Source organism: Bacillus sanguinis (genome assembly GCF_018332475.1).
GTDB lineage: Bacteria > Bacillota > Bacilli > Bacillales > Bacillaceae_G > Bacillus_A > Bacillus_A sanguinis.
This window is the reverse complement of sequence record NZ_BOQB01000439.1, coordinates 1-853: the sequence shown is the minus strand read 5'-3', so window position 1 is coordinate 853 and position 853 is coordinate 1. Positions and strand designations below refer to the sequence as shown.

The 853-nt window shown below is 32.2% G+C and carries 1 protein-coding gene; it reads right to left on the bottom strand.

The window, feature by feature from the left end; all coding sequences use genetic code 11:
* Nucleotides 1–141: 141 nt before the first annotated feature.
* Nucleotides 142–603 (bottom strand): DUF441 domain-containing protein, encoded by a 462-nt coding sequence (locus KI369_RS27350; RefSeq protein WP_000625507.1) that lies wholly within the window; start codon nt 601–603, stop codon nt 142–144.
* Nucleotides 604–853 lie beyond the last annotated feature (250 nt).

The window sequence follows — 853 nt, the reverse complement described above, 5'->3', positions numbered from 1 at the left end:
TGTTTTATGTTGTTTTTATTTTATCTGGTGTAAAGTCTCTGCTGTTATGTAACTTTTCAAAGTTTCTAATTCTATTATAAACAATTATCTGACTTTTGTGAACAGAAAGAATTCAAAATTTTTATATTACTATAAAATTCCTTATTTAAACATCTGTATAATACTCATAACTGCATAGGCAATTCCAGCCCCAATTAATGGACCTACAGCAACTCCATTAAATAAAGCAACCGCTATAATTGTCCCGAAAACGAGCGCAGTTGTAATATGAGGATCCGTCGTCAATAATTGTACGCCGCCTTTCGCTAATAAAGCAACCGCTACCCCTGAAGCTAAAGCGATCCATGCATAATACGATTTCGCTGCTTCTCCAAGTTGTTTAAAACCTATTTCCCCCGTCGCAATCGGTACGAGTACTGCTATTGTAATAACCGTAACACCGAGATTAATCCCTTTTGTTTGTAGATAAGGAAAGACTTTATCCCCTAGAAACGTAAATTTCAATAAAAATAACACACCAATGGCTACAGTAAGCGATTGATTTTTAGCAATAAGTCCGATAATAAGTAGTATGAATAAAAATAACGTTGACTGACTAATCATGTTTGCACTTCCTTTCTGAAAATAATGAACTCATTTCCAAACAAAAATACCTTTAAACCTATCGTTATACATGCTATATCGATGTATATTCAACACTAACTACTTCATTTTTTTATGTATTTTAAAATGACAAACTGAGACTCTCACCATCAAAAATTTAAGCATGTATACATTTTTAAAAACGGTCGCCTCTTCTTTCTTTTCTAATAAGAAACAGGTAAAATAAAAAGAAGAGAAAATGAAGTTTTTA